The sequence below is a fragment of the Streptococcus sp. LMAG:39 genome (assembly GCF_008680485.1).
Classification (GTDB): Bacteria; Bacillota; Bacilli; order Lactobacillales; family Streptococcaceae; genus Streptococcus; species Streptococcus pasteurianus.
Genome location: NZ_NALE01000001.1, coordinates 635,683 through 657,363, shown reverse-complemented (window position 1 = coordinate 657,363; position 21,681 = coordinate 635,683). Strand labels below are relative to the sequence as shown.

General features: G+C 37.7%; 16 protein-coding genes and 1 pseudogene. 14 read left to right on the top strand and 3 right to left on the bottom strand.

What is annotated here, in order from left to right; all coding sequences use genetic code 11:
• Positions 1-53 precede the first annotated feature (53 nt).
• The 11 genes from CCC20_RS03090 to CCC20_RS03040 all read left to right on the top strand — a co-directional run bounded on the left by CCC20_RS03090 (position 54) and on the right by CCC20_RS03040 (position 10,928).
• A complete protein-coding gene (locus CCC20_RS03090) occupies positions 54-1,367 on the top strand; it encodes an MATE family efflux transporter (protein ID WP_003065970.1) in 1,314 nt (437 codons plus the stop codon).
• A gap of 118 nt (positions 1,368-1,485) precedes the next feature.
• A complete protein-coding gene (gene metG / locus CCC20_RS03085; protein WP_287179036.1) occupies positions 1,486-3,489 on the top strand; it encodes a methionine--tRNA ligase in 2,004 nt (667 codons plus the stop codon).
• A gap of 196 nt (positions 3,490-3,685) precedes the next feature.
• Positions 3,686-4,918: an aminoacyltransferase gene (locus CCC20_RS03080; RefSeq protein ID WP_270619615.1), complete on the top strand. Its 1,233-nt coding sequence runs from the start codon at positions 3,686-3,688 to the stop codon at positions 4,916-4,918.
• A 63-nt stretch (positions 4,919-4,981) separates the two neighbouring features.
• Positions 4,982-5,218: a DUF2829 domain-containing protein gene (locus CCC20_RS03075; protein WP_003065964.1), complete on the top strand. Its 237-nt coding sequence runs from the start codon at positions 4,982-4,984 to the stop codon at positions 5,216-5,218.
• Positions 5,211-5,909, top strand: a complete 699-nt coding sequence (locus tag CCC20_RS03070; protein ID WP_013852161.1) for a 3-oxoacyl-ACP reductase — start codon at positions 5,211-5,213, stop codon at positions 5,907-5,909. The genes CCC20_RS03075 and CCC20_RS03070 overlap by 8 nt, the downstream gene beginning before the upstream one ends.
• A 198-nt stretch (positions 5,910-6,107) precedes the next feature.
• Positions 6,108-6,551, top strand: a complete 444-nt coding sequence (locus CCC20_RS03065; protein WP_013852160.1) for an ASCH domain-containing protein — start codon at positions 6,108-6,110, stop codon at positions 6,549-6,551.
• A gap of 22 nt (positions 6,552-6,573) precedes the next feature.
• Positions 6,574-7,536 carry a Gfo/Idh/MocA family protein gene (locus CCC20_RS03060; RefSeq protein WP_013852159.1) on the top strand — a complete coding sequence of 321 codons (963 nt, stop codon included), beginning with the start codon at positions 6,574-6,576 and terminating at the stop codon, positions 7,534-7,536.
• A gap of 143 nt (positions 7,537-7,679) precedes the next feature.
• Complete coding sequence (gene glmU / locus CCC20_RS03055) at positions 7,680-9,062, top strand: bifunctional UDP-N-acetylglucosamine diphosphorylase/glucosamine-1-phosphate N-acetyltransferase GlmU (protein ID WP_003065956.1); 1,383 nt, start codon at positions 7,680-7,682, stop codon at positions 9,060-9,062.
• Between the two features lie 206 nt (positions 9,063-9,268).
• Complete coding sequence (locus tag CCC20_RS03050; RefSeq protein ID WP_013852158.1) at positions 9,269-9,817, top strand: NUDIX hydrolase; 549 nt, start codon at positions 9,269-9,271, stop codon at positions 9,815-9,817.
• 5 nt (positions 9,818-9,822) lie between these two features.
• Entirely contained in the window at positions 9,823-10,152 is a 330-nt protein-coding gene (gene macP, locus CCC20_RS03045) for a cell wall synthase accessory phosphoprotein MacP (protein WP_003065954.1), read from the top strand.
• Between the two features lie 83 nt (positions 10,153-10,235).
• Complete coding sequence (locus CCC20_RS03040) at positions 10,236-10,928, top strand: 5'-methylthioadenosine/adenosylhomocysteine nucleosidase (RefSeq protein ID WP_013852157.1); 693 nt, start codon at positions 10,236-10,238, stop codon at positions 10,926-10,928.
• Between the two features lie 1,402 nt (positions 10,929-12,330).
• Here the strand turns inward: CCC20_RS03040 and CCC20_RS03035 are convergent.
• Positions 12,331-14,508, bottom strand: a complete 2,178-nt coding sequence (locus CCC20_RS03035; protein ID WP_013852155.1) for a GH92 family glycosyl hydrolase — start codon at positions 14,506-14,508, stop codon at positions 12,331-12,333.
• A 1-nt stretch (position 14,509) separates the two neighbouring features.
• A complete protein-coding gene (locus tag CCC20_RS03030) occupies positions 14,510-15,550 on the bottom strand; it encodes a GntR family transcriptional regulator (RefSeq protein ID WP_003065948.1) in 1,041 nt (346 codons plus the stop codon).
• A gap of 199 nt (positions 15,551-15,749) precedes the next feature.
• Between CCC20_RS03030 and CCC20_RS03025 the strand changes: the two genes are divergently transcribed.
• Complete coding sequence (locus CCC20_RS03025; RefSeq protein WP_043910284.1) at positions 15,750-17,039, top strand: glycoside hydrolase family 125 protein; 1,290 nt, start codon at positions 15,750-15,752, stop codon at positions 17,037-17,039.
• On the opposite strand, the pseudogene CCC20_RS11465 reads toward CCC20_RS03025, so the two are convergent.
• Positions 17,036-17,809, bottom strand: a pseudogene (locus CCC20_RS11465) (IS110 family transposase); the annotation flags it as partial. The gene CCC20_RS03025 and the pseudogene CCC20_RS11465 overlap by 4 nt on opposite strands.
• 250 nt (positions 17,810-18,059) lie before the next feature.
• Between CCC20_RS11465 and CCC20_RS03015 the strand changes: the two are divergent.
• The gene (locus CCC20_RS03015) at positions 18,060-20,738 is read left to right on the top strand and encodes an alpha-mannosidase (protein ID WP_058692433.1); all 2,679 of its coding nucleotides are present in this window, start codon (positions 18,060-18,062) and stop codon (positions 20,736-20,738) included.
• On the top strand, positions 20,738-21,670 hold the full coding sequence (locus CCC20_RS03010) for an ABC transporter permease (RefSeq protein ID WP_003065938.1): 933 nt from the start codon (positions 20,738-20,740) through the stop codon (positions 21,668-21,670). Before CCC20_RS03015 ends, CCC20_RS03010 begins: the two co-directional genes overlap by 1 nt.
• Positions 21,671-21,681: the final 11 nt, after the last annotated feature.

Genomic DNA, 21,681 nt, shown 5'->3' with positions numbered 1-21,681 from the left:
TTAAAGTTAAAAGTTTAAGATAATAGAGATAATTTAAAGAAAGAAGTAATCTTATGACAAATACATTACATAAATCCATTTTAAATCTTGCGATACCAGCAACGATTGAAAATATTTTACAGACCTTGGTGGGCTTTATTGATACCTTGATGATTGCAAAACTTGGCTTGACAGCGGTGACAGCAGTAGGTGTTTCTAATACAATTCTTAATGTTTACTTAGCGGTTTACATTGCCATTGGGGTTGGAAGTTCAGCACTGGTATCGCGAAATATTGGTGCGAAAAATAGCAAAGCTGCAAAGAGCGTTGCTGTTCAGTCGATTTATTTAGGACTCATTGTTAGTTTGGTTTTGGGACTGGTAGCGGTACTGTTTGGACATTATCTTTTACTTTGGATGGGGCTTGATGCAACAGAATTGGCAGCAGCCAAAACTTATTTTTACCTTGTTGGCGGATTGACGTGTTTTAATAGTTTGATGACTGTTTTAGCAAGTATTATTCGTGCAACTGGTGATACCAAGTCGCCGATGACGATTTCAGCTATCACAAATGTGACGAATGTCTGTGTTGATTATGTTTTGATTTTTGGGATTGGGTCGTTTGCTGGACTTGGAATATTGGGGACAGCGATTGGAACAGTAATTGCCAGAATCTTTGGAACGGTTTTGTTGTTTAAAAAATTACAATCTTCGGCACTAGCCTTGAAAAGAGAGGATTTAAAGTTTGGAAGTCGTGATAAGGAATTGATTTCCTTGACCATTCCGGCGACAGCAGAGCGTTTGGTCATGCGTTTGGGACAAGTGGTTTATATGAGCTTGATTGTTGCGATTAGTAGTAAAACATACGCCAGCCATAATATTGCAGGGTCAATTGAATCATTTGTTTACATGCCAGCTTATGGTTTAGCAACGGCAGCAGCTGTTTTGGTTGGTATGGCAAAGGGTGAAAAAGATTATCATAAAATTCGTCAAGTTGGTTTTTGGTCAACCCTTTATGGCGTTGTTATCTTAGGATTTTTCGGGCTATTTTTGTTTTTTGGTGGAGCTTATTTTGCCACTTTCTTTACCTCTGATAGCTCTGCGATTGCCCAAGTGGGCATTGCTTTAAAAATTGATGGTTTTATCCAACCTGTTTTGGCGATTAGTTTGATTTTAGCGGGAGCTCTTCAAGGAATGGGGGATACCAAAACGCCTCTTTACAGCACCGTTATTGGCATGTGGGGAATACGCGTGGTTGGTGTATTTCTCTTAGGACAATATCTTGGTTTAGGTATTGCAGGTGTTTGGTTATCGATTCTAATTGATTTAGCCATTCGAGCTATTTTTCTATCTTATCGCTTTAATAAAGTCACTAAAATCTTGGCGTGATTGCCAGGATTTTTTCGCATTGTTATGCGATTTTACCTATAATCAGCTATAAATTTATGTTATAATAAAGTGTTATCAATAAAGGAGTTTCATTAGCTCCTATTTGAAAGGAAAGAAAATGACTAGTAAACAACCATTTTATATTACAACACCTATTTATTATCCATCTGGTAAGCTTCACATTGGTTCAGCTTATACAACAATTGCTTGTGACGTTTTAGCACGTTACAAACGCATGATGAACCACGAGGTTTTTTATTTGACTGGTCTTGATGAACACGGTCAAAAAATTCAACAAAAAGCTGAAGAAGCAGGAATTACACCACAAGCTTATGTTGACGGTATGGCTGCTGACGTTAAAAAACTTTGGGAAATGCTTGATATTTCTTATGATAAATTCATTCGTACAACTGATGATTACCATGAAAAAGTCGTTGCTGATGTTTTTGAAAAATTGTTGGCACAAGATGATATTTATTTGGGTGAGTATTCTGGTTGGTACTCAGTATCAGATGAAGAATTTTTCACAGAAAGCCAATTAGAAGAAGTTTTCCGTGACGAAAATGGAAAAGTCATTGGCGGGATTGCACCTTCTGGACACGAAGTAGAATGGGTTTCAGAAGAATCATATTTCTTACGTCTTGGAAAATATGCTGACCGCTTGGTAGAATTTTTCCATGCATACCCTGATTTCATCCAACCTGATGGTCGTATGAACGAAATCATCAAGAACTTCATTGAACCAGGTCTTGAAGATTTGGCTGTCAGCCGTACATCATTTACATGGGGCGTTAAAGTGCCTTCAAATCCAAAACACGTTGTTTACGTGTGGATTGATGCGCTTCTTAACTACGCTACGGCACTTGGTTATGGTCAAGAAGAACACGCAAACTTTGATAAATTCTGGAACGAGGGAACAGTTTTCCATATGGTTGGTAAAGATATCCTACGTTTCCACTCAATTTACTGGCCAATTATGCTCATGATGTTAGATATGAAATTGCCTGACCGCTTGATTGCCCACGGTTGGTTTGTCATGAAAGACGGTAAAATGTCTAAATCTAAAGGTAATGTGGTTTACCCAGAAATGCTTGTCGAACGCTATGGACTTGACCCACTTCGTTATTACCTCATGCGCTCACTTCCAGTTGGTTCTGATGGAACATTTACGCCAGAAGATTACGTTGGACGTATCAATTATGAGTTGGCAAATGACCTTGGAAACCTTCTTAACCGCACAGTTGCCATGATTAATAAATATTTCGGTGGCGATGTTCCAGCCTACGTTGAAAATGTCACAGCATTTGATGCTGATTTGGCAGGTGTTGTCGAAGAAAAACTCGCTGAATACCATAAACAAATGAATGTTGTTGACTACCCACGCGCACTTGATGCGGTTTGGAGCATTATTTCACGTACAAATAAATACATTGACGAAACAGCTCCTTGGGTTCTTGCAAAAGATGACGCTAAACGTGATGAACTGGCAGCAGTAATGGCTCACTTGGCAGCTAGTCTTCGTGTGGTGGCTCACCTTATTCAACCATTTATGATGACAACATCAAACGCTATTATGGAACAACTTGGTCTAGGAAGTGACTTTGACCTTGAAAATCTTACCCTTGCAGGCTTCCCAGAAGGTGTTAAAGTTGTTGCCAAAGGAACACCAATCTTCCCACGCCTTGACATGGAAGCTGAAATCGACTATATCAAAGCTAACATGGGTGGAGCAGCAGTTGCGACAGAAGAAAAAGAATGGAATCCAGCAGATGTTGAGCTAAAAAATGAAAAGAAAGCTATCAAATTTGATGACTTTGACAAAGTAGAAATCCGTGTCGCAGAAGTCAAAGAAGTATCAAAAGTTGAAGGTTCTGAAAAATTACTCAAATTCCGTCTTGATGCTGGCGACGGGGAGGACCGTCAAATCCTTTCAGGAATTGCAAAATTCTATCCAAATGAACAAGAACTCGTTGGTAAAAAATTGCAAATCGTTGCTAATCTGAAACCACGTAAAATGATGGGCTTGCTTAGTCAGGGAATGATTCTATCGGCTGAACATGATGGCAACTTGACTGTTTTAACCGTTGACCCAAGCGTACCAAACGGTAGCCAAATTGGTTAATAGTTGTCACAAAAGATAATGAAAATACTCAGTACCTATAATGGTAACTGGGTATTTAACTTGTCTTTTTATGAAAAGAAATTCGCAAAAAATGAAAATAAATTTCAAAAATGACAATTAATTTTCATTTAAGTTTCCTTTGATAATTTTTAATGGCGAATTTTATTATGGTGAATTAGAATCGAGAAAAACAAACATGACTTTAAAAATCTTATCACGAGAAGATTATGAACAAGTGAGTGCCACATTTAAAGAACGTTCGTTTATGCAATCTGTTGAAATGGCGGATTTGCTTGAAAAACGTGGGTTTGACATTACTTTTCTAGGTTTGGAAGCAGATGGAGCTATCCAAGTGGCGGGTGTTTTGTACAGCATGCTGATGACAGGCGGACTTCACATGGAAATTAATTCGGGTCCTGCTTCGACAGATACGGCTTATCTGGCTGAATTTTACAGAGAATTACAAGCTTATGCCAAGGAAAATGGGGCGCTTGAACTGATTGTCAAGCCTTACGATACTTATCAAACATTTGATAGTCACGGTGAGCCAAATGACGACGAAAAGCCTGAACTGATTACGTGTCTGACAGAACTTGGCTATCACTTTGATGGTCTGCAAACTGGTTATCCTGGTGGCGAACCAGATTGGCATTATGTCAAAGATTTGACAGGATTGACACCTGAAACGCTGCGCAAGTCATTTAGCAAAAAAGGACGTCCGCTAGCTAACAAAACAAATTCTTTTGGTATTAAAGTGCGTCGTCTAGAGCGTGATGAACTCCACATTTTTAAAGAAATTACAGCATCAACTTCAGAACGTCGCGAATACGTTGATAAACCGTTAGATTATTATGAAGCTTTTTACGATAGTTTTGGTGATAAATGCGAATTTATGATTGCAACGATTAATTTCCAAGACTATCTTAAAAATCTTCAGTCTAGCCATGAAACGATTGCTTCTGAACTAGCTGTTTTAAATCAAAGAATTGCTGACGGTGTTAACTCAGCTAAGGTCAATAAACAAAAAGCGCAGTTGGATAAACAAATTGCAACCTTTGATGTTCGTATCAAGGAAGCCAAAGAGCTTATTGAGAAACATGGTTCAGAAGATGTGGTTTTGGCAGGTAGTCTCTTTATTTACACACCACAAGAAGCTGTTTACCTCTTTAGTGGCTCTTATACGGAATTTAACAAATTCTATGCGCCTGTCGCCCTTCAAGAACATGTGATGACAGAATCATTAAATCGTGGCATTCATTTTTATACTTTCCTTGGTATTCAAGGGATTTTCGACGGTAGTGATGGTGTTCTTCGTTTCAAACAAAACTTTAATGGCTATATTGTCCGCAAAATGGGAACATTCCGTTATTATCCACGTCCAATGTTGCATAAAGTCATAGCTGTAATCAAGAAAGTTCTAAGACGATAATTATAACGAGCTTACGAGCTCGTTTTTTGATATACTAGACTTAGTAAAATCAAGGAGAGAGAAATGACTTTTGAAGAAATTTTGCCTGGTTTAAAGGCTAAGAAAAAATATGTCCGCACAGGCTGGGGTGGCGCTGAAAATTACGTTCAGCTATTTGATACGCTTGAGCAAAATGGCGTGGCATTACCAGTGACACCGTATTTTCTCATCAACGTTTCAGGTGACGGTGAAGGCTTTTCCATGTGGTCGCCGACTCCATGTGACGTCCTAGCGACTGATTGGGTTGAAGTCCATGACTAAAGTTCTCATCACAGGCGTTAGTTCTGGCATTGGACTCGCACAAGCACGACTTTTTTTGAAAAATGGCTGCGCGGTATATGGCGTTGACAAATCGCAAGCGCCTCAGATTCAAGATGATAACTTTCATTTCTTGCAGTTGGACTTGACGACGGATTTAGCTGCGCTGTACGATTCTGTTCAGGACGTGGATATCTTGTGTAACACTGCTGGAATTCTCGACGCTTACAAGCCTTTGCTTGAAGTATCAGACGACGAATTGGAACGTGTTTTTCAGACCAATTTCTTTGCGACAGTAAAAATTACACGCCACTATTTAGCCAAAATGGTGGAACGAAAATCTGGTATCATCATCAACATGTGCTCAATTGCGTCATTTATCGCAGGTGGTGGCGGAGCAGCTTACACCGCTAGTAAACACGCTCTTGCAGGCTTCACGCGCCAGCTGGCACTTGACTATGCTAAGGATAAGATTCAAATTTTTGGTATCGCACCAGGTGCGGTTAAGACAGCCATGACAGCTAGCGATTTTGAACCTGGAGGATTAGCTGACTGGGTAGCCCAAGAAACACCAATCGGACGTTGGAGTAATCCCGAAGAAATCGCTGATTTGACAGAATTTTTAGCATCAGGCAAAGCAAGCTCCATGCAAGGCGAAATCATCAAAATCGACGGCGGCTGGAGTTTGAAGTAGTTATTGGTTATTTGCGAGCGTGGTAAATAGCATATTTAGAAACGAGATTTTAGCAACGGGTAGATAAACAATTCGGCATTGCTTCAAAGGTAGAATAATGAAAGAGAGACTTCAAAATGAAGAGGAGAAAACTATAGTGGGAAATTCTGTCAAACGGATTGTAAGAAGAAGTAAGACAGAAAAGAACAGGAGATAACCATGAACGCACAAGAACTTTGGAACAAGTATAAGAAAATCAACCCATCAATCGGAGATGACATTGACGCTTGGCAATTTGGGCTAGAAGCTGATTTGTTAGCGAAGCTAGTCCTTGAGGGCACAAAAACAGCGACGGCATCAGCTTATGACTTATATGTTGTTGATAATGACCCGCTACCTGAAGTTGGGTCTTATGATGTGATTTTAGACAGCAAAGACCAAGCAGTTTGCATTATTCAGATTAAAAAAGTCTCTGTTGTACCTTTTAAGGAAGTCTCGGAGAAGCATGCTTTCAAAGAAGGTGAGGGTGATAAATCGCTTGCTTACTGGCGAGATGTTCATGAAGCATTTTTCAAACCCTATTTTAAAGAATGTGGGTTGACATTCACACCAGAAAGCTTAATCGTTTTAGAAGAATTTGAAGTGGTTTATCCCACAGTTTAGCAAATACGATAGGAGGAAATTCATGAAATTAGCCATTTTAGGAACAGGAAAAATTGTGGACGAAGTGTTACCCGTTTTAAAGGAAATCAATGGCATTGAGTTAAGTGCTATTTTATCAACACCACGAAGTCTTGAAAAAGCACAAAAACTCGCTGAAATTTACGGCATTTCTCAAGCAAGTAGCGACTATGATAGCATTTTGGCAAATCCAGACGTTGACACCGTTTATGTGGCACTTCCAAACCACTTGCACTATGATTATGCTAAAAAAGCACTTCTTGCTGGGAAACACGTCATTTGTGAAAAGCCATTTACATTGACTTTAGCAGAATTTGAAGACTTGGCAAAAATAGCAGAGCAGAACAATCGTATTTTGTTAGAAGCTATTACCAATCAGTACCTTGGCAATTTTGCAGCTATTAAAGACAATCTGGCTAAGCTTGGTGATATTAAAATCGTTGAATGTAATTATTCACAGTATTCTTCACGTTACGACGCCTTCAAACGTGGCGAGATTGCGCCTGCTTTTGACCCAGCAAAAGGTGGCGGAGCACTGCGTGACCTTAATATTTACAACATTCATTTGGTAATTGGCTTATTTGGTAAACCTGAAAAAGTACAGTATTTGGCAAATATGGAACGTGGTGTGGATACCTCAGGTATCCTAATCATGGATTATGGTCATTTTAAAGCTGCTTGTATTGGTGCCAAAGATTGTGCAGCAGAGATTAAATCAACGATTCAAGGCAATAAAGGCTCAATTGCTATTATCGGCGCTACGAATACCTTGCCAGAATTAGCTTTAAGCTTGAATAATCAAAGCATGACAATGATTAATGAAAATACCCTAAATCACCGTATGCACGATGAATTTGTTGCTTTCCAAGCCATTATCGAGCAAGAGGACATGACGGCTACAAAACTGGCGCTTGAGCATAGCCGTGCCATTATGGAAGTCTTGGATGCAGCCGTTAACAGCTTGTAATGGTTAGAATGTGCACCTTGATTGCCATAAAATTAAGCTCAAAATAAGTAAATGTGATATAATGGAGTAGCTTGTGTGAGAAAAATAAAGGAATGAAACCTTGTTTATCCCACAGAACTACTCTATTTTTTAAGGAATTAGTTATGTCAAATTATGCAATTATTTTAGCCGCTGGTAAGGGAACACGTATGAAATCTGACTTGCCAAAAGTCCTTCATAAAGTTTCTGGCATTACAATGTTAGAACACGTTTTTCGTGCCGTATCAGCTTTGAATCCAGAAAAAAATGTGACGGTTATTGGGCATAAAGCCGAAATGGTTCGTGAGGTTTTAGCTGACAAATCAGAATTTGTCATGCAAACAGAACAACTCGGAACTGGTCATGCGGTCATGATGGCAGAAAATGAATTGGCTGGTCTTGAAGGTCAGACCCTTGTTATCGCTGGTGATACACCGCTTATCACTGGAGAAAGCTTGAAAGAATTAATTGATTTTCATGTTAGCCACAAAAACGTTGCCACAATTTTAACAGCGACAGCCGAAAATCCATTTGGTTACGGCCGTATCATTCGTAATGAAAACGGCGAAGTGCTTAAAATCGTTGAACAAAAAGACGCTTCTGAATTTGAACGTCAAGTCAAAGAAATCAACACAGGAACTTATGTCTTTGACAATAAACGCCTTTTTGAAGCGCTTAAAAATATCAACACTAACAACGCCCAAGGGGAATATTATTTGACTGATGTTATTTCAATTTTCCGCAATAATGGTGAAAAAGTCGGAGCTTACGTGCTTCATGATTTTGATGAAAGTCTTGGTGTTAATGACCGTGTGGCACTTGCGACAGCAGAAGACATTATGCGCCGTCGTATCAACAAAAAACACATGGTCAACGGTGTGACTTTCCAAAACCCAGCAGCAACTTACATTGATGTTGACGTTGAGATTGCACCTGATGTGATGATTGAAGCCAACGTTACCCTCAAAGGAAATACTAAAGTTGGTTCAGGCTCTGTCTTGACAAATGGTACTTATCTTGTTGATGCAACAATTGGTGAAAATGTCGTTATCACAAGCTCAATGATTGAACAATCTGTTGTTAAAGATGGTGTAACCATTGGACCATTTGCTCATGTTCGCCCAGATTCAACACTTGAAAAAAATGTTCACATTGGTAACTTTGTTGAAGTAAAATCATCTATCGTTGGTGAAGATACTAAAGCAGGACATTTGACATACATTGGTAATGCGACCGTTGGAAGCGAAGTTAATTTTGGTGCTGGTACAATCATTGCCAACTATGATGGTCAACATAAATTTAAAACAACCATTGGCAACAATGTGTTTGTTGGAAGCAATTCAACAATCATTGCGCCAGTTACTTTGGGAGATAACGCTTTGACAGCAGCAGGTTCAACGATTTCTGATGATGTTGAAAAAGATGCTTTAGCGATTGGACGTGGTCGTCAAGTTAATAAAGCAGGCTATGCGCTTAACAAACCACACCACCCAAACAATAAAAAGTAAGCATATTTTAGGAGGTTTAAATCATTAAGCTGTATTATGACATGGGCGATTTCTGCTTATTGTTCAGAGGGGACAGTATCAACTTGATTTGACCTCTTTTTAATGATTTTTTAGGGACATTATGGCAATTGACCGTGTAAGAATGGCATTTCTTGCTGTTTTGTAGTAAAATTTATTTGGGAATATTTTTAGGGAGAATGCTTAGTATGGCTTTTGAAGAAAAAACGCTCAAACGAACAGAAATTTTTGATGGGCACATTTTTAAAGTTGTTGTTGACGATGTTGAATTACCAAATGGTTTAGGTCAAGCTAAAAGAGAACTCATTCTTCACCGAGGAGCTGTTGCTGTTTTAGCGGTGACTGATGAGAATAAAATTATTCTGGTTAAGCAATATCGCAAGTCAATCGAAAAAATTTCTTACGAAATTCCAGCAGGCAAACTCGAAATTGGTGAAAACGGCTCTGAACAAGATGCCGCTGCGCGTGAATTAGAAGAGGAAACAGGATACTCTGGCGATTTAAAACAAATTCATGAGTTTTATACTGCTATTGGTTTTTGCAATGAAAAAATTAAGCTATATCAAGCAACTCATTTGCAAAAAGTGCCAAATCCACGTCCGCAAGATGATGACGAAGTCTTAGAAATTCTTGAATTAACCTATCAAGAATGTATGGATTTGGTGAAATCTGGAGCTATTGAAGATGCTAAAACAATCATAGCCCTTCAATATTATGCTCTGCATTTTGGAGGATAGACAAAATGGGAAAACCACTTTTAACAGACGAGATAATCGAACGTGCTAACCGTGGTGAAATTTTTTATGATGACCAGTATCTAGAGGATGACGAGGAGACAAAAGTTATTCGTACAGACCTTTATGACACCATTGTGCCATATGAAGAAGAGGAAGAAGAAACCCAAGGATTTCTGGATAAATGGAAAGATCGTAAGAAAAAAGACCAATACGTTTATAAAAGTCGTCGCATTGAAAATGCTAAACGTAGCAAGTTTCAACGAAAACTTAATCTAATCATGTTTGTGGTTATTGTTTTATTAATTGCACTCTTTTTCGCGGTGTTTAATCTCTAATTAAAAAAGTTAAGAAGGAGTAAGCAAGAGTTAGAAAACTAACTTGGAGAATCATCTTAGTTGAAAACTCTTGTATTTTTGTGATGAAAATTGGAATTATTGCAGCAATGGAGCAGGAATTAAAGCTTCTTGTGGAACATTTGGAAAACAAAGTTGAACATCAAGTTCTAGGGAATACTTATTATGAAGGTAGGCTTGGAAATCATGATGTTGTTCTTGTCCAATCAGGTGTTGGAAAGGTGATGTCAGCGATGTCTGTAGCTGTTCTTGCCGATCATTTTGGTGTTGATGCTCTTATTAACACAGGGTCAGCTGGTGCTGTTGCTACGGGTTTAAATATTGGTGATGTTGTCGTTGCCGATAAATTAGTTTATCATGACGTTGATTTAACAGCTTTTGGCTATGATTATGGTCAAATGTCAATGCAACCTCTTTACTTTGAGTCAGACAAAGGCTTTATTGACACTTTTGAACAAGTCTTAAACAAAGCTAACGTCGCTAGTAAAATTGGTTTGATTGCAACTGGGGATTCTTTTATCGCTGGCCAAGATAAAATTGATGCTATTAAAGCAGCATTTCCAGAAGTTCAAGCTGTTGAAATGGAAGGTGCTGCGATTGCACAAGCTGCCCACAGTTTGAACAAACCATTTATCGTTATTCGTGCAATGTCTGACACAGCAGCCCATGATGCCAATATTACATTTGATGAATTTATCATCGAAGCTGGTAAACAATCTGCCAAAATTTTAATGGCATTTTTGGAAAAATTAGCGTAGTAACAGTGACTAAGGGATTATTTATTATAGTTAACACTTTACTCAAATAAATCAGATATATGGAAGTAAAATAAAAATAAGTCTGAGACAAGAGTAACTCAAATCAAAAAGCAACAGTTTTGATACTGTTGCTTTTTGATTTGTAGCAAGGCTATCTCATGTATCTTCACTGTAACACAAATCAAACAAACTTACCATTAGAAATTGCTTCTTGTTTGTCTACTCACAAGGGGTCTTTTCTGGACGGAAAATCAAAAAAATGATGGTTGAAAACTTGGCATGCTCTATCGAACAGGTCAACTTGTCGTCTCTTAGCGGACTATCAACAATTTCAAGTAGTAGCTGGTATGGAAAGATAAAAGAAAACTTAAACGCCGTCAGCTTAAGAAAGTCCTTCAAAAAGTTTTAGTGCGGGCTGAAAAGTATGAGAACTATCAAGAAACATTTGATGGTCATAATAGCTTTTCTAAAACCAATCCAGATGCTACCTTTATGCGGATGAAAGAGGAGTATATAGTGGTCAACTCAAAGCAGGTTATGGCAGTAAAGAGAACCTCCTAACCTTAGAAATGGGAGTCAGCCACCTGATTAAATATGGCTTATTTAATAAAGACTAGAAAAGAAAGCAGAAGCAATGCTAAAGGTATTTCGATAATTGAGGTTATGATGAAGTCAATGTTATTTACCTCATCTTGACGGTTTGGAAGATCATTTTGATTCTGTTAAACATCAGAGGACAGAGACAGGATTTGAACAAGAAATCAAGGTTTATCAAGCCGTACAGCTAATTTACCTTCCCAAAAAGGACTCTATGTGAATGGGAATATCAGCTCTTAAAAGTAAAAGAAAGCGCTGTTATCTTAGGAAAGCAGTCAGATTTTTGCACAACGCAAAGTTGATGTGGAATCAGTCTTCGGTCAGATCAAGGCTTGTTTGGGTTACAAACGCTGTAGCTTACTGAAATACAACAAGAAATTAACTAATAAAAAAGAGAAACTCACACTAAATATGACTCTCTCTTTTTTATTAGCTGAGAATTCTGCTTATCTCAGACTTATTTTTTGTCTAAGGTTCCTCAATATATAGTTGAGGACATTCTTTTTGGGCTCGTGAGTGTTTAGTTAACTTTAAAATATTTTTACTACAAGCTAATATTAGCTACTCAAACTTTAATAGTCGCTCAGTTAGTTTTCTACTTGATGTCTATTTATACTGATTAATGCAATGCACAATGTTCAGAAAATAGTGTTTCAACTATTAATTGGAAGTGACCTGAGTACTATGAATTAAAGCCTATACCACATAGTAACTTGATATTAGTATATGAACTTTAAAGTTATAACTCCCTAAGTTTTTGGTGGCTTTGTCGGTATCTTTTTCGATTTAAGAATATGTTTTTTAATTAATCATTTGAGGTGTTAGTGGTATCAGTTGTCATAGAATAGGGGAGTTCATTTGCTGTATAAGAACGTGGATTTGGTACAATTCCTAGTTCAAATGACAGCTCCCCTCCCTTGATGATATCATCATGGTTTAAGAAAGTTTCTGTGATAGTTTTCTTATTAAGATCAATGTGATCAACAAATAGTTGTTGAGGAGCGTTTGGTTGAGCGAGAATAGTCAGTTGTTTTCCAGAAGATAGGTTGATAATAGCTTTGTCCCAAAGAGGAATACCGAGTACATATTGGTTTGAAGCAGCAGTAACTGGATAAAAACCAAGGCTAGAGAAAATGTACCAGGCAGCAGTTGTGCCGTTATCTTCGTCACCTGGATATCCTTCATAACCGTTGTTAAAAGTCTCTGTCATAAGTTGTCGTAATAAAGGAGTAGCCATCCAAGGTTTTCCGATATAGCTAAAAAGATAGGGATAATGAAAGCTTGGCTGATTCGAAATAGCAACTTGACCAAATTCGAGTGCTGCTAACTCGCTCATTTCATGGATTTCAAAACCATACCCTTCTACATTGAAATCTGGTCGCTGATTACATAATTTAATTAATTTTTTCTCAAAAGCTTCAGAGGAACCATAGCAACTAATAAGTCCAGCAAAATCATGTAAAACTGACCAAGAAGTTTGCCAAGCAGAACCCTCGGCGTAGTCTCTCCCCCATCTTGTAGGGAGAAAATCAGGACGGAAATTACCATCAGTATCTTTAGCACGCATAAAACCAGTAACAGGATCAAAGATATTACGATAATTTTTGGCTTGTTGGGCATATTTTTGAGCTATATCATCTTTTCCTAGTTTTTTAGCAACTTGTGAAATACAATAATCAGAGAAAGCATAATCCAGAGTGTGGTTAACAGACTCATGGTGATTGAGTGGTACATAGCCTAGCTGCAAGTAATCTTTAGTACCGCGTCGACCGTAATTTGTCTTGCTTGATTGAACAGTTGCCCCTTTTATCATCGCATCTAAAAATTCAGGCATTAAGTCAAGACGGATTTCCTTACTAGCTGCATCAGCAATGACCGCATCAATTAAAGTACCGGGCATAAGGCCACGTTCATCTGGAGAGAGCCATTTTGGTAAAAATCCTGTCTCACGATAGCTGTTAAGAAATCCTTCTAGCATATCACTATACTGTTCTGTTGCAATTAGGCTGTATAGTGGATAGACAGTTCTGAAAGTATCCCAAAATCCATTATTGGTGTAAAGTGGTCCTGTTTTAATGCTTTTAGAAGTAGTATCATAATGAATTTTCCGATTATCCTTATCGTATTCATAAAATGTTTGAGGAAACAGGAAAGTACGATAGAAGTTATGGTAGAAAGTAGAGACTTCATCTTGGTTATGGTGTTCAATCTGAATACGTGAAAGTAAATCCTCCCAAGCGGCTTCAGCTTTGGTAAGATAATCTTCTTTAGACCAATCTTGTTCACGTTTGAGATTAAGCTGGGCCTGTTCTTGTGAGATAAAAGAAGTTGCAAAGTGGATACTAATTTGTTGAGAATCGCCGAAATGTAACTGAACAGCTCCATTTTCTTCCGTCGTTTTCTGTTCACTTATTGTAAAAGGTTGGCTAGTTTTTAGAATGCAGTAGAAAGTGAAATTTTTATCTTCGCAGTCGGCAAAATTAATAACTGAAAGACTGAGAAGATTAGAGTCTTCTTGAGCTACTTTATATTGACCTGGAAGATGAAGCACGAGTCCATTTTCGCTTGCTTGAGTGTCTTTATAGGTAATGTCAAGTAAACCACCATACATAGACGGAATCAATTCAGAAGTGATTTGGTAGCGACATTGAGTGATTTTTAATCGTGTAGGATTAAAAATAGCTTCTTCTGGTCGGTAGGAACTTGTAATATGGTATAAAGAAAGGTCTTTTACCAAGCCCGAAATAGGAGTCATAGTGAGATGTGAAAAATCTCCCATCCATGGACTTGGTTGATGAGTTATGCGATACCCTTCAAAGGTTCGATCGTTTGGATGAAACCACCAAGCCCCTCGGTTGTTAGCAGTCGAGGGGGCGAAATAATTCATCCCCCAAGGAAGTCCCGTGTAAGGGAGGCAGTTTCCATGTGAAAAAGTAGCATCATTTGCAGTGCCATGACGTGTGTCGATAGTATGAATAATCATTTTATATTGTGTGCTCCTTTAAAGTTTTGCGTTTTACAAGATGGACAGGGATTTTAACATCATTTGGCCTTTCTCCTGTTTGAATCCAGTCCAGAAGAAGTTGACCAGCGACCTGTCCCATACGAAAGAAATCTTGTGCTACTGTAGTAAGTGGTGGATTGGAAAGACTCGCTGCCTGAATGTCATCAAACCCTATAATGGAAAGATCATTTGGGATAGAAAAATTATTATCTTGTAATGTTTTCATTGCTTGTAGAGCCACTAAATCATTTTCGCAAACTAAACCAGTTACCTTTTGCTCACGCACTAATTCTAAGACCGAATCTTCTGTATACAGCGCATTATCTAATGTAGTATGAAAAGGAATATTATATTCATTGAGAACTTTAATATAACCTAAGTAGCGATTTCTAGTTGTATGAGGATGATGTTTTTCATTGCTAGTAAGAAAGGCAATGCGCTGATGCCCTAGTTCTAATAGTGCTTGTGTAGCTTGTTCACCACCATTAAAATTATCTGAAGAGACACACGGAAATTGAAAACTATAGATTGGTTTATCTAATAATACAACAGGAAATTGCTGTAGGGAAAGTTCTAATAAGATATCTAGATACTGTGCAGTCGATAGAGGATAGTAAATCAAGCCATCAAAACTTTTGGTAATATCAGCGACGGTATTTTCATTTAGATAATTAGCATAGGTAATAAAAACTTTGATATCACTATTATCTAAAGTTGGTACAAGTCCCTGGGTGAAATTACCAAAAGAGACACCTTCAAATGGAATGAGAAAGAGGATTTGTTTCGAAGAGTGGGTTTGTTGCTTTTGAGGGAGTTGGACAAAGGTACCTTTTCCTCTGGTCCTACTAACAAGTCCAAGATGCTCTAAATCATTAAGAGCTCGCTTGGCAGTGATGCGGCTTACAGAGTAACTTTCGGAAAGTTCCTTTTCAGTTGGAAGCTGGTCTCCTACTTTAAAATAACCACTAACAATTTTTTGTTTTAAATCGTCAGAGATATGTTGGTAGAGAGGTAACGTCATAAAAGTATCCCTTTCTTTTAAATATGATATATCATATTTTACTATTTTTTATTAAAAAAACAAGGAAAAAAGCCCAAAAAACTATTTTTTTAATTAAAAAGTTATAATATATCAAAAAAAGCGCTTGCAAAAAATATCAAAAAGACGTATAATCTACTCAAAAGATATATCAAATATTCTATGGAGGAAGACAGTGAGTATGACTATTCCAAAATCGGTTCAAAAATTTATGGAAGAAATAACGGAACTTTGTGGTGAAACTCATAAAGAGTGGGCGATTAATTTTAATCATTCTTTTTCAAATACTTTAGAAACGACCTTAAAAGTTCATGACGATGGTACTACTTTTTTGTTGACAGGTGATATTCCAGCTATGTGGCTGCGGGACTCGACAGCTCAAATGCGTCCTTATCTTGTATTAGCCGAAAAAGATGAAGCTATTCGGAATTTAATTGCTGGCCTTGTTCGTAAGCAAATGTATTATATCAATCTCGATCCATATGCAAATGCCTTTAATGAAAGCGAAAATTTTGCAGGTCATCAGAGTGACCACACAAATTTTAATAGTGCAAAAGGATGGATTTGGGAACGCAAATACGAGATTGATTCGCTTTGTTATCCTGTTCAACTAGCTTATTTGCTCTATAAAAATACGGGCTATACAGAGCATTTTGATGAAGTTTTTGTAGAAGCAGCAAGTAAAATATTAGATGTCTTCGAAATAGAACAAAATCATGAAAAGTCTGAGTATCGTTTTGTTCGTGATACGGAGCGTTTGGAAGATACGTTACCACGAGAAGGACGTGGGACAGCTGTCGCTTACACGGGGATGACTTGGTCCGGTTTTAGACCAAGTGATGATGCTTGTCAATATGGTTATCTGGTTCCGTCTAATATGTTTGCAGTAGTAGTGTTAGATTACCTTGTGGAGATTTTTACCAATCTTATCCCAAATGATATTCTAGCTTGTCGAGCTGAGAAATTATGTATGGTGATTCGGGACGGGTTGGAGAACCATGCCAAGACGACAAATCAAAAAGGTGAGACTATTTGGGCCTATGAAGTAGATGGTCTTGGTCAAGCATCTATTATGGACGACAGCAATGTTCCTAATTTAATGGCGGCTCCTTATCTTGGCTTTTGTGAGATGGATGATGCCTGCTACCTTCAAACGCGAGAGACACTACTAAGTCAGGAAAATCCATTTTATTATGAAGGAACATATGCGTGTGGTATTGGTTCCAGTCATACTCCTGAAAACTATGTGTGGCCAATTGCAATGGCTATGGAAGGGCTAACTAGTTTAGATAAAAAAGAGAAAAGACGTATCTTAGATCAGTTGGTTGCAACTGATGCAGGGACGCATTTAATGCATGAAGGCTTTGATGTCGATAACCCGAAACACTATACTAGAGAGTGGTTTAGTTGGGCTAATATGATGTTTTGTGAATTAGTTATGGATTATTTTGATATTCGTGTAAAAAGATAAGAGGATAATTTTCTAGCGGTTTCAAAGGCTGTCATATCAGCTCCAATTTCAGAAATGACACGTAAAGCTGATAAGCGAACCAGGTACGCTTTGGATAACTGATACTTGTTCTTGAAACTCCTGTTTCAAGTCTAAAATTATTTGTTTAAATCTTCTTTACAAATGGCTAGTTCGTTGTAGTGAACCTTAATCAGTGGTTATCTCACTATCAATGGTAATTTCTAAAGCTTGGGCTTTGACTGTCATACTTTTATGAACCAGTTCTCCAATTTTTGATTCTTCTTCAGGGTGGTCAAGGATGCTTTTGATAATTGATTGAGCACTTTTTCCGAAAACATCAGAAACGACAGTTGCCGCTTGAATATTAGACCAAGTCAGACAATTTTGATAATGGTTCTTTTCATTCACTTGAAGTTGCGTTAATTTCATACGATAACGAAAGAGGTCAGCTATCCACTGTGTATTTTTCTTATCTGTCTTTTTCCTCGAATTGCTTTGACGTATTTAGGATAAGCCAAACAAATATGGCAGTCCTTTTTAAGGATATTAAAGACTGGAATCCAGTATTTTCTAGTTGATTCCATGCAGATATCCAACCAGGAATAATAGTTAAGCCAATCTTTTAGCTGAAGAAGCCCGTTGGTAAAAGTCGAAAAAGGTTTACGGTGATATTTCGTAATTCTTTGCTTATTTGCGATAGCAACAACCGCAATCACAAAGGTTTTGTGCACATCGATTTCACAACAAGTCGGATAGACAATTTTTACTATGGGTTACTCCCTACATAAACGAGCTAAGTATAAGTTTAGTGCTCATCTTTGCAGTTAGTGATGCTTGATAGAAAAGACGGCACCTATAAGGATACAAGGTCGTAGATGAAATCACACACTTACTCATCTCCCTGTGATTTGTAGTAGTGACAAGGCTTCTCACTTTAATTGTAATCTAGAAAACTCAAAGCACAACACTTTCTCATGAGGTGTTATGCTTTGAATGAAACGAAAGGAATGTATTATAAGAATGACAAAGAAAACAGTACATATCATTTCTCATAGTCATTGGGATCGGGAATGGTATATGGCTTATGAAGAACATCACATGCGACTGATTCAGTTGATTGATGATTTATTGGATTTATTTAAGGCAGATCCAGACTTTGATAGTTTTCATTTAGATGGACAAACTATTATTCTAGAGGATTATTTGCAAGTAAGACCTGAAAGGCGTCAAGAATTAGCTGAAGCGATTACTGCAGGCAAATTAAAAATTGGACCTTTTTATATTTTACAAGATGATTTTTTAATTAGTCCTGAAGCGAATGTTCGTAATATGTTAATAGGACGTCAAGATTCTGAGCATTGGGGCTCGCCAGTAGAACTAGGTTATTTTCCAGATACTTTTGGTAACATGGGACAAGCTCCACAACTCATGAAAGGTGCAAAACTAAATGCCGCAGCTTTTGGTCGAGGGGTTAAACCTATTGGTTTTGATAATCAGGTTTTAGAGCAGTCCGATGAAGCTTATAGCTCACAGTTTTCAGAAATGTGGTGGGAAGGACCAGATGGAACTAAGATTTTAGGGATTTTATTTGCTAACTGGTATTCTAATGGAAATGAGATACCTTCAGAAAAGGAAGCTGCAAAAAGCTTTTGGAAAGAAAAATTAGCAGACGTGGAGCGCTTTGCTTCTACATCTCACCTTTTGATGATGAATGGAGTTGATCATCAACCAGTTCAAAAAGATTTGAGTAAGGCTATTCGACTAGCCAATGAACTTTTTCCAGACTATCATTTTGTTCATAGCAACTGGCCAGCCTATTTAGAGGCAGTATGTTCGGATTTGCCTGAGGAGCTTTCTACGGTAACAGGAGAATTGACTTCTCAAGAGACTGATGGTTGGTATACTTTGGCCAATACAGCTTCTAGCCGTGTTTATCTCAAACAGTGGAATACAAAAGTAGAACGCCAATTGGAAAATGTTGCCGAGCCACTAGCGAGTCTGGCTTACCGAGTGACTAATCAGTATCCACATGATCAATTAACTTATGCATGGAAGACGCTTCTGCAAAATCATCCTCATGATAGCATTTGTGGTTGTTCAGTTGATGCAGTACATCGTGAAATGATGACACGTTTTGAGAAAGCTTACGATGTCGGAAACTTTATTGCTGAGGATGCCTTAGTGGAATTATCAAAAGCAATTACTTTTGAAGGGGAACATCCTTTTGTAGTATTTAATACGGCAAGTTATTCAAAAACTGGTGAGGTCGAAGTTGAGGTGGTTTTGGAACGCAAGTTCTTTAAGGATGGACGTCCGGATCAACTCTATGATCATTTACAAACACGTCCTCAATGTCAATATAAGGTTGTTGATCGAAATGGCTGTGAAATTCCAGCTATGATTAGTGATGAGGAAGTTCTATTTGATTATGATTTACCAAAAGACCGTTTCCGAATCCCTTATATGAAACGTTTTGTTAAAGTCACTCTCTTCTTGAAGGATATGCCTGCTTTTTCTTGGGATACTTACGATTTAGTTCGAGCAGATACAGCCTCTTATCAGAAAGAAAGTATGATTTTTGATCGAATTATTGAAAATGAATATATTCAATTGAAAGTTCAAGAAAACGGTAGCCTGCGTTTGTTTGATAAGATTTCGCAAAAAGTTTTTCGTGATTTACTTGTTTTTGAAGAGACAGGAGATATAGGGAATGAATACATCTATTTCCAACCAACAGGCACAAAGCCAATCCTGTCAACGGATTTACCAACTACTTTCTCTGTTGTCATAGATAGACCAGAATTAGCAAAAGTTCGATTAGAGCAAGTCATGATGGTTCCTGAATCAGCAGATACCTTGTTGGAAGAAGAACAGAAAAAAGTTTTGGAATTCCGTAATCGAAAGGCGGGCCGTTCTGAGAAGATGATACCGATGAAAGTAACAACTTTCATAACAGTTCGTCAATACTCGAAAAAAATAGATTTTGAAACTTATGTGGACAATCAAGCTAAAGATCATCGCCTTCGGGTACTCTTTCCAACAGGTATGAAAGTAGCGACTCATGAAGCAGATAGTATTTATGAAGTGGTAACTAGACCAAATGTAGTACCAAAAACATGGGAGAATCCAACAAACCCACAACATCAGCAGGCTTTTGTAAATTTACGTAATGACCAATATGGTCTAACTGTTGGTAACTTTGGTTTGAATGAATATGAAATTTTAGATAGTTCGACTATTGCACTTACTCTCTTTAGGGGAGTCGGTGAGATGGGGGATTGGGGCTACTTCCCAACGCCGGAAGCACAAACATTGGGCAAGCTTAGATTTTGCTATAGCTTAGAATGTCATGGTCAACCAAGGGAACGTTATAAGACTTATCAAAATGCTTATGCTAGTCAAGTACCATTTTCAGCGATTCAGATTTTATCCACAGATGATAATACATCTACTAAGATACCGTCTCATGGAACAATGGTAACTATTGATGATGAGCGTTTTGCTGTGACAGCTTTAAAACGTCGTATATCTGATAATGGTCTCGTCTTACGTGGTTTTAATCTATCGAATCAATCGATTGATTTGAAATTTAATGGAGCTTTACAACTTAATTTATTGGAAGAAGCTTTAGATACACCTTTTGAGGGTCATGTCGGTCCATGCAATATTCAAACTCTATTAATTAAGGAGGAAGAATAATGACAAAATTTTTCAAAAATCTTTGGAGATACAAAGCTTTGGTAGCTATGGCTTTGCCTGGTGCTGTTTGGATGGTTTTCTTCTTTTACATCCCAGTTTTTGCTAATGTTGTCGCTTTCAAAGACTTTCATTTAGATCCAGCAGGTTTTTTAGCTAGTTTATCCAATAGCCCTTGGGTAGGATTGAGTAATTTTGAATTCCTCTTTTCTTCAGGAGCAGCTTTTGACATTACTCGTAACACTATTCTTTATAATCTTGGTTTTATTACTCTGAATTTGTTTATTTCGATTTCATTTGCCATTATTATGAGTGAGTTACGTAATAAAAAGCTTGTAAAAGTGTATCAGACAATGTCACTTTTCCCTTACTTTCTTTCTTGGATTGTAATTTCTTACTTTGTTTATGCATTTTTGGCACCAGGAAAAACAGGTATTATCAACCAACTCATTATGAATAATGGTGGTGTGCCTGTTAACTGGTACCAAGAACCAAAGTATTGGGTTGCTATAATTCTCTTTATTGGTGTCTGGAAAGGAATTGGTTATAACTCAATTGTTTATTTTGCTACTGTCATGGGAATCAATCCAACCTATTATGAAGCAGCCATGGTAGATGGAGCTACAAAATGGCAACAAATTAAACATGTTACCATACCACAAGTTATTCCTTTGATGACCATTTTGACCATACTAGCAGTGGGTAATATTTTTAGAGCAGACTTTGGATTATTCTACAATGTACCACGTCAGTCAGGTGCCTTAACTTCGGTTACTCAGGTGTTAGATACTTACATCTATAATGGTTTGGCTAATACAGGAGATTTAGGAATGGCGACGGCTGCCGCACTTTATCAGTCAGTTGTTGGTTTTATTTTGTTAATGATTACAAACTTTTTCGCTCGTAAATTAGATAGCGATTCTGCCTTATTCTAGGAGGAGATTTG

Excerpts from the sequence above, each read along its gene's own strand:
- CCC20_RS03090 (WP_003065970.1), top strand. The coding sequence starts at position 54 with ATGACAAATACATTACATAAATCCATTTTAAATCTTGCGATACCAGCA.
- metG (WP_287179036.1), top strand. The coding sequence starts at position 1,486 with ATGACTAGTAAACAACCATTTTATATTACAACACCTATTTATTATCCA.
- CCC20_RS03080 (WP_270619615.1), top strand. The coding sequence starts at position 3,686 with ATGACTTTAAAAATCTTATCACGAGAAGATTATGAACAAGTGAGTGCC.
- CCC20_RS03075 (WP_003065964.1), top strand. The coding sequence starts at position 4,982 with ATGACTTTTGAAGAAATTTTGCCTGGTTTAAAGGCTAAGAAAAAATAT.
- CCC20_RS03070 (WP_013852161.1), top strand. The coding sequence starts at position 5,211 with ATGACTAAAGTTCTCATCACAGGCGTTAGTTCTGGCATTGGACTCGCA.
- CCC20_RS03065 (WP_013852160.1), top strand. The coding sequence starts at position 6,108 with ATGAACGCACAAGAACTTTGGAACAAGTATAAGAAAATCAACCCATCA.
- CCC20_RS03060 (WP_013852159.1), top strand. The coding sequence starts at position 6,574 with ATGAAATTAGCCATTTTAGGAACAGGAAAAATTGTGGACGAAGTGTTA.
- glmU (WP_003065956.1), top strand. The coding sequence starts at position 7,680 with ATGTCAAATTATGCAATTATTTTAGCCGCTGGTAAGGGAACACGTATG.
- CCC20_RS03050 (WP_013852158.1), top strand. The coding sequence starts at position 9,269 with ATGGCTTTTGAAGAAAAAACGCTCAAACGAACAGAAATTTTTGATGGG.
- macP (WP_003065954.1), top strand. The coding sequence starts at position 9,823 with ATGGGAAAACCACTTTTAACAGACGAGATAATCGAACGTGCTAACCGT.
- CCC20_RS03040 (WP_013852157.1), top strand. The coding sequence starts at position 10,236 with ATGAAAATTGGAATTATTGCAGCAATGGAGCAGGAATTAAAGCTTCTT.
- CCC20_RS03035 (WP_013852155.1), bottom strand. The coding sequence starts at position 14,508 with ATGATTATTCATACTATCGACACACGTCATGGCACTGCAAATGATGCT.
- CCC20_RS03030 (WP_003065948.1), bottom strand. The coding sequence starts at position 15,550 with ATGACGTTACCTCTCTACCAACATATCTCTGACGATTTAAAACAAAAA.
- CCC20_RS03025 (WP_043910284.1), top strand. The coding sequence starts at position 15,750 with ATGACTATTCCAAAATCGGTTCAAAAATTTATGGAAGAAATAACGGAA.
- CCC20_RS03015 (WP_058692433.1), top strand. The coding sequence starts at position 18,060 with ATGACAAAGAAAACAGTACATATCATTTCTCATAGTCATTGGGATCGG.
- CCC20_RS03010 (WP_003065938.1), top strand. The coding sequence starts at position 20,738 with ATGACAAAATTTTTCAAAAATCTTTGGAGATACAAAGCTTTGGTAGCT.